This window comes from Ensifer sp. SSB1, from assembly GCF_016652895.1.
Classification (GTDB): Bacteria; Pseudomonadota; Alphaproteobacteria; order Rhizobiales; family Rhizobiaceae; genus Ensifer.
In genome coordinates, this window is the sequence record NZ_JAEPRP010000094.1 from 1 (window position 1) to 7,045 (window position 7,045).

5 protein-coding genes are annotated in these 7,045 nt (G+C 62.3%); 1 reads left to right on the forward strand and 4 read right to left on the reverse strand.

Translation table 11 applies throughout. The features are described from left to right. Window positions 1–15: 15 nt before the first annotated feature. The 4 genes from I8N66_RS22030 to I8N66_RS22045 form a co-directional block, all read right to left on the reverse strand. Window positions 16–1,152, reverse strand: coding sequence for an ABC transporter permease (locus I8N66_RS22030; protein WP_291157631.1), 1,137 nt, complete (start codon window positions 1,150–1,152; stop codon window positions 16–18). Beyond that, on the reverse strand, window positions 1,149–2,159 hold the full coding sequence (locus I8N66_RS22035) for an ABC transporter permease (RefSeq protein ID WP_043623545.1): 1,011 nt from the start codon (window positions 2,157–2,159) through the stop codon (window positions 1,149–1,151). Before I8N66_RS22035 ends, I8N66_RS22030 begins: the two co-directional genes overlap by 4 nt. 66 nt (window positions 2,160–2,225) lie before the next feature. After that, window positions 2,226–4,310 carry an ABC transporter substrate-binding protein gene (locus I8N66_RS22040; RefSeq protein WP_291157637.1) on the reverse strand — a complete coding sequence of 695 codons (2,085 nt, stop codon included), beginning with the start codon at window positions 4,308–4,310 and terminating at the stop codon, window positions 2,226–2,228. Window positions 4,311–4,421: 111 nt separating this feature from the next. Continuing rightward, complete coding sequence (locus I8N66_RS22045) at window positions 4,422–5,885, reverse strand: alpha-glucosidase/alpha-galactosidase (RefSeq protein WP_291157640.1); 1,464 nt, start codon at window positions 5,883–5,885, stop codon at window positions 4,422–4,424. A gap of 188 nt (window positions 5,886–6,073) precedes the next feature. Between I8N66_RS22045 and I8N66_RS22050 the strand changes: the two genes are divergently transcribed. Continuing rightward, entirely contained in the window at window positions 6,074–7,015 is a 942-nt protein-coding gene (locus I8N66_RS22050) for an AraC family transcriptional regulator (RefSeq protein WP_291157643.1), read from the forward strand. Window positions 7,016–7,045 lie beyond the last annotated feature (30 nt).

The following is a 7,045-nucleotide window of genomic DNA, read 5'->3' on the forward strand; positions in this document are numbered from 1 at the left end:
TCAAGACGCTCGGCCTCATCGTTCCGCAACACGCCGACGAGGCCCTGCAAAGCCGTCGCCAAGGGCATTGAAGGCGAAGACCGTGACAAGCACGAAGGCGACGGGCGACAGGATCCAGGGGTAGGATCCGATGACGGAATAGGTGGAAGTGTCCTGCAACATCAGCCCCCAGGAAATGAGCGGCGGCTTGACCGCAAAGCCCAGGAACCCAAGGAAGGATTCCAAGAGCACCACCTGCGGGATCGACAGCGTGACCGCGACGATCACGTGGCTCATCACGTTCGGCAGGATGTGCTGGAAGATGATGCGCCGGTCGCTGGCACCGACGGCGATCGCCGCCCGCACATAGTCGATGCGGGCAAGAGCCAGCGTCTTGCCGCGCACCTCTCGCGACATCTGCGCCCAGCCGAGTGCCGACATGACGATGATGACGAAGGCGAGAAAGACATTGGTCGGCGCCGTCACCGGGATCAACGAGGTCAGCGCCAGGTAGAGCGGCAGTTGCGGAAAGGCGAGCACCAGTTCGACGAAACGCTGGGTCCAGACATCGAAGCGGCCGCCAAAATAGCCGGACGCCATGCCGACGGTCGTGCCGACAACGGTGACGATCGAGACGACGATCAGCGCGATCATCAGCGAGATGCGCGATCCGACGAGGATGCGCGACAGCACGTCGCGGCCGAACTTGTCGGTGCCAAGCAGATGCACCGGCGACCCGTCGACCGCGCCGAAGAAATGGCGCTCCGCCGGGATCAGGCCGAAGAGGCGGTAGGGCGCGCCCTTGACGAAGAAACCGAGGATCTGCGGGTTGTCGTAATCCGGGCCGATGATCGGCTGGAAGGTGATCGGGTCAAGCTCGGTACCTTCGCTCAAGGGATAGCTGCGCGGCGAAAGGACGACGTTGCCGTCCTTGTCGCTAAAGCTGATCGCCTGCGGCGGCGCAAAGGCGACACCCGTCGCCTTCGGGTCGACCGGCGACAGAAAGTCGGCGAAGACCGCCATGAAGATCAGCAGGCCGACGAGGACGAGGCCGAGCATGCCGGTCCAGGACCGCTTCAGCCGGCGCCAGACGAGCGCCTGGTAGCTTTCGTTGTGATGTTCCTGCCGGGGTTCGGCGGCGAGCGGAATTGTCGTTTGCATCTCGGCGGTCATGCGTGGGCTCCTCCGAGACGCACGCGCGGATCGAGCGCGGCCAGCAGCATGTCGGCGATGATATTGCCGAGGATGAGGGTTGCCGACAGCACCAGCATGAAGGTGGCGGTGACATAGACGTCGCCCACCCACATGGAGCCGACGATGGCCGGACCGACGGTCGGCAGCGCGAAGATAATCGCCGTCTCGATCTCGCCGGTCAGCATATAGGGCAGCACGACGCCCTGGTACATGATCAGCGGATGCAGGGCATTTGGCACCGCGTGGCGCATAACGACAGCACCTTCGCTCAGGCCCTTCGCCCGGGCGGTCTCGACATATTGGGCGTTCAGCGTGTCGAGCAGATTTCCGCGCATCACCCGCATGTTGTAGGCGAGGCCGCCGAAGGTGGCGATCGCCACGACCGGCCAGACATGTTTGACGAGGTCGACGAACTTGTCCCACGACCAGGGCGCGCCGCCGTAGCGGGCCGAGTGGAACGAGTTGATTTCACTGACATTGAAATGGAAGACGAGGATATAGACGATGATCAGCGCCATCAGGAAGCGCGGCACCGTCATACCGAGGAAGGCCACGGTCGAAAGCAGGCTGTCGATCCAGGAATATTGCCGTGTCGCGGCGATGATGCCGAAGGAGATGCCGATGATGGACGCCAGGATGTGGCAGACGAGTGCCAGCGCCAGCGTGCGCGGCAGGCGTTCGCCGACGACATCGGCAACCGGCTTGTTGTAGTAGAGGCTGTGGCCGAAATCGCCGCGCGTCAGGATACCGGTCATCCAGTTGACGTATTGCACCGGCAACGGCTTATCGAGGCCATGCTCCTTGCGATAGGCCTGCGCCTGGGCTTCGGCCTCCTCGTAGGACGCACCACCCTGGTTGATCAGCTGCGAACGAATGTAATCGCTATAGTCTCCGGGCGGCGCCTGGATGATGGCGAAGGTCGCCACGCTCAAGACAAGCAGCACCGGAATGGCAGAGGCGAGGCGGACAAGCAGAAACCTGAACATGCCGTTTCCTTCTGTCGTTGGGGTGATCGAGCGCTCCTCCGGCCTGTAGCCGGAGGAGCGGTTGCGTTAGTTGCTCAAGCCCTTGTCGCCGGGCTTGCCCGGAAGCTGTTCGGCAAAGAGCTCGAAATCACCCTGCTTGTCCGAGGGAACGAAGAGGCGCTCGCGCATGATCGTGTCTTCGGCCCAGTTGAACATGAAGATCGGCGCGCCCGTCGGCACGTTGGCGAAGCGCTTGTTGATGATGAGCGCGCCCGGATATTCGGTGAGGCCCACCGTATCGAGATGCGTCGTTGCGACCTTCTGGTACTGCTTCATCAACTCCGCGCGCTCGGCATTGTCGTTGGTGGCGATGAACTTGTTGATGATGTCGACGAGTTCCTGTTCGAAGGGCATCAGGTCAAGCTGACCGCCTTCCGGTGCACGGTGGTGCCAGCTGGTGCGCGGACCGGCGGCCGCCAACTGCGGCGTGTTTTGCACGACGGAGGCATATTCGGCGGCGTTGCGATGAACCATCCAGTCGAACTTGCCGGCATAATTGGTTGCGTCCCGCTGCTTGCCGTCAAGCGAGTTCAGAACCACCCGGAGGCCGAGCTTTTCCATCTGGCCGATCAGGCCTTCGGCGAGGTTGCGGTCAGTCGCATAGCTGTTGTCGATCAGAAGCACGATCTCGACGTCCTTGCCGCCGGCCTTGTCAGCCGGGAAGTTGACGAAGCCGTTGCCGTCAGTGTCTTTCAGGCCGGCCTTTTCGAGCAGCGCCTTCGCTCCGTCGAGGTCGAAGGGGTAATAGACGGTCGACTGCCGGTCGTAGAAGCTGGTGCCGGAGGAAAGCCCGCCCGGATAGATCGCCGTGAACGGCCCCTTCACGAGCGCCTCGCCGAGCTTCTTGCGGTCGACCGCCATGGTGACGGCCTTGCGGAAATCCTCGTTGCGGTTGAGCTCACGCACGGCCTGCGCGCGTTCATCCGGCTCGCCCCAGCCATTGGCCGAGAAGTTCATGTGCAGATTGTAGCCGATGAGGCGCGGGCCGAAGGCAAGGCGAGCGGGAGCCGTATCCTGGGCGGCGCGCTTCAGCGACTCCACGAAGTTTTCCGGCTGCTCCAGGTTGGAAAGATCGGCGGAGCCGGCGATTGCCTGCACGTCACGATCGGCCCAGGTCGAAAGCTTGTAATGCAGCTCGTTGATATAGGGCAGCTGGTTGCCCGCCTCGTCGACCTTCCAGTAGTAGGGGTTGCGCCTGAGCACGATGATATCGTCGGGGCGATAGGCGACCGGAACCCAGGCGCCCATGACCGGGATGTTCATGTATTCCGGCGGGAAGGCGTTCTTGTACTGGTCGTAGGTCGTGCCCGCATATTTCGGATGCTTGGCCTTGAGAATATGCGACGGACCGGGGCAGAAGGTGCCGTAGGCCATGGCATAGAGGTGCTGGCGCGGGAAGGCCTCCTTGAAGGTCCACTCGACCGTATACTGATCGATCTTCTTCAGCGTCGTGCCGGCGCCGAAGGTCTCGGGCGTCGCGCCGTTCAGCGGCGTCACGCTCGGGTCGAGCACGTTGTCTTCCCAGTAGAACATCACATCGTCGGCGTCGAAGAGATCGCCATCCGACCACTTGGCGCCCTCGACCAGATGCATCGTCAGCTTGTGACCATCGGCGGACCAGTCCCAGCTCCTGGCAAGGTTCGGCAGCGGCTCGACGTCCTTGGCCTCCACCTGGAAGAGCGGCGCCGTGCGCGTCAGGCATTCGGACATGCCGATATCGATGCCGCCCCAGCCCTGGCTCTGGCCGGCCGAGTAGTTCCAGCCTTCCGGCCGACCGCCGATCACGTGGCGCAGCGTATCGCCGTAGACGCCGACGCCGTCGGGCATGTTGCCGGTCTTGAAGACCATCGGCTCCTTCGGCAGGCGCTCGGCGACCGGCGGCAGCTTGCCGGTCTTGACGTATTTCTCCGTAACCCAGGCCGGTTCCTTGTATTCCGGCAGCGCCTTGAATTCGGCGATTGAGTCGCGCGGCACATAGGTAATCTTGCCCTCGGCCGGGAATGCCGGCTGCTGCGGCACGACGGTGGGCTCGGAGGCCGCCGCCTCCAAGGCAAAGGTCGAGATGCCGACAAGCAGCAGGCTCGCCATTTTCGTCAGTCTGTAGCTGGTCATTGGCTCAGATTCTCCCTCTTTCGCCGCGCCGGAACGCGGCCTCCTCCTTGAAAAGTCTGCAGTTCAGGCAGTGCTGCTTGCGTCTCCTCACGCAAGCAGCATTGCAATCGATCAGCCGGCGGCGCGGACCTGACGCTCGGCGCGCAACTCGTCGAGCGAGCGCACCTGACGCCGCGCGGCACCGTTCCACTCGCGGGTCTTGACGGTGGCGCGGCCAAGCCGCTCCTTCGCTCCGTCGATCGCGTGGGCGTATTGCGGCAGCCACTGGCTTTGCGCGACCACCATCTCGTCAACCATCTGCCAGACCTCCTCCGGCGTGCAGATCGCGCCGACCAGCGGATCGTGCAGCATCGCCAGCTTCAAGAGGTCGAGATCGCCGGTCACGGCCGCATGCACCGACATGCGCTGGACGTTGATCGAGGATAGGCAGGTGGCAGCACAGGCCTCAGGAAGGGTGATGCCCGAGACCATGTTGATGCCGAAACGATCGACGAAGCCGGGGGATTCGATGATCGCGTCTGCGGGCAGGTTGGTGATCACGCCATTATTCTTGACGTTGAAATGGCCGCGATAGACCCGGCCTGTTTCGAGCGCCTCAAGAATATAACTTGCATGCTCGTTCGAGCGCTTGTTGTGATCGAGCGGCTTTCCGGCCGCTTCCAGGAACTGCGGAAACTCGGTTTCGAACCAGTTGCGCGTCTCGGTCGAATGCCTGAGATAGCCGCCGGTCTCGCCGTGGATCCAGTCCGACATGTCGATCCAGCGGGTAATTTCCTCCGGGCGCTTGCGATACCAGGGAAGATATTCGGAGAGATGGCCGTTGCTCTCGGTCGAATAGACGCCGAAGCGCTTCAAGACGTCAATGCGGAGCTTTTCCTGCTTGGAGAACACCGGATGCGCTTCGAAGGCCGCGACCAGTTCGTCCTTGCCGATCCTGCGCCCCTTGAGCCTGACGTCGACGAACCAGGTCTGGTGGTTGATGCCGGAGCAGATGTAATCAAGCTCGCCCTCGCCGGCGCCAAGGATTTCGGCGATCTGCTCGCCGCCGTGCTGGACGCCGTGGCAGAGGCCGACCGTATCGACCTTACCGTATTCGATCGCCGCCCAGGTGTTCATCGCCATCGGGTTGGCATAATTCAGGAACTTCGCGCCCGGCTCGGCGACAGCGCGGATATCCTTGCAGAAGTCGAGGATGACGGGGATGTTGCGCTGGCCGTAGAGGATGCCACCGGCGCAGATCGTATCGCCGACGCACTGGTCGACGCCGTATTTGAGCGGAATGCGGATGTCGTCGGCATAGGCTTCGAGGCCGCCGACGCGGACGCAGCTGATGATATAGCGCGCGCCTTCGAGCGCCTTCAACCGGTCGGTGGTTGCCGTCACCTTCGTCGGCAGGCGGTTGACCTCGACGATCCGGTCGAGGATCGCCTTGATCATTTCCAGATTGCGGGCGCTGAGGTCGGTCAGCGCAACCTCGATGTCGCGCAATTCCGGCACGGCGAGAATGTCGGTGAACAGCTTCTTGGTGAAGCCGATGCTGCCGGCGCCGATGATGGCGATCTTGAACGTTGCCATGCCCTCACTCCTCATGAACTGCATGCATCTCTGACAAAGGGTAAAATCAATTCACGGTTTTTCACCGTCTCTACGCGCAACTTCGATGCATCCCCTCATTTCTTACGGGCCGAAAGCACTGCCTGTTGCGCTGTTGGCGGTCATTATGTGTATAATTACCGACCCCGCCAGAGCGGTATTGTGCTTTCATGGGTAATTTTATGCTGCAAGATTTGATCGATAACGGCCCGGTTATGCGCACGGTTTCGCTGCCAAGGGGACGCCAGAGCCTGCACACCATGCCGACCAGCACCGGCTATGAAATCCGCAACAATGCCACCTATGACTGGGACGGCAGAAAGCGCGGAAACACGCCCTTCACCGTGCTGCAGCACACGATCGCGGGTGCCGGAAACCTGCGTTACGAAAACCGCAGCTATCGGGTACGCGGGGGCGAGACGCTGCTGCTGCTGGTGCCGCACAATCATCGCTACTGGCTGGAAGATGGCGGGCGCTGGGAGTTTTTCTGGATCTCGATGAACGGCGACGAGGCCTTGCGCGTGCACCGCGCCATTCTCGCCGTCACCGGCCCTGTGCTGAAGCTGCAGCCGGAAACGATCGAGCATCTGGCCGATTGCAGCCTGCGGCTCATCCGCGGAGGCGAGACACCGGGGCGGGCCTCGGCGATCGCTTACGAAGCGGCCATGGCACTTTATGACGACGTCTTCGGCTCGCATCCCTTGTTCAGCCACGAGCATAGGACGATGCACCGGGTCGTCGACCACATCATGAACAACCTGCAGAACCCGCTTCCGGTGGAGGAGCTGGCGCGCGTGTCGGGCCTGAGCCGGGCGCATTTCTCGCGCGTCTTTGCTGCCAGCGAAGGCATGGCGCCGGCCGAATATGTGCTGCAGAAGCGCCTGCAGCGCGCAGTAAAATTGCTGACGAAGACGGCAAGCCTGCCGGTCAAGGAAGTCGCAATCCTGTCAGGCTTCGAAGACCCCAACTACTTCGCCAAGGTGTTTCGCCGGTCCTTTGGCCTCAGTCCGACCGAATTCAGAACCACCGGCATGTATGCCAGCATCGCGGCCGGCTCTGTGGAGCAACCGGTCGACACGCCAGAGGAAGCGACGGTGCTGCTGTCTGGTTGAGGGCAGCGACTATCAGCCCGCCAGTTGCTG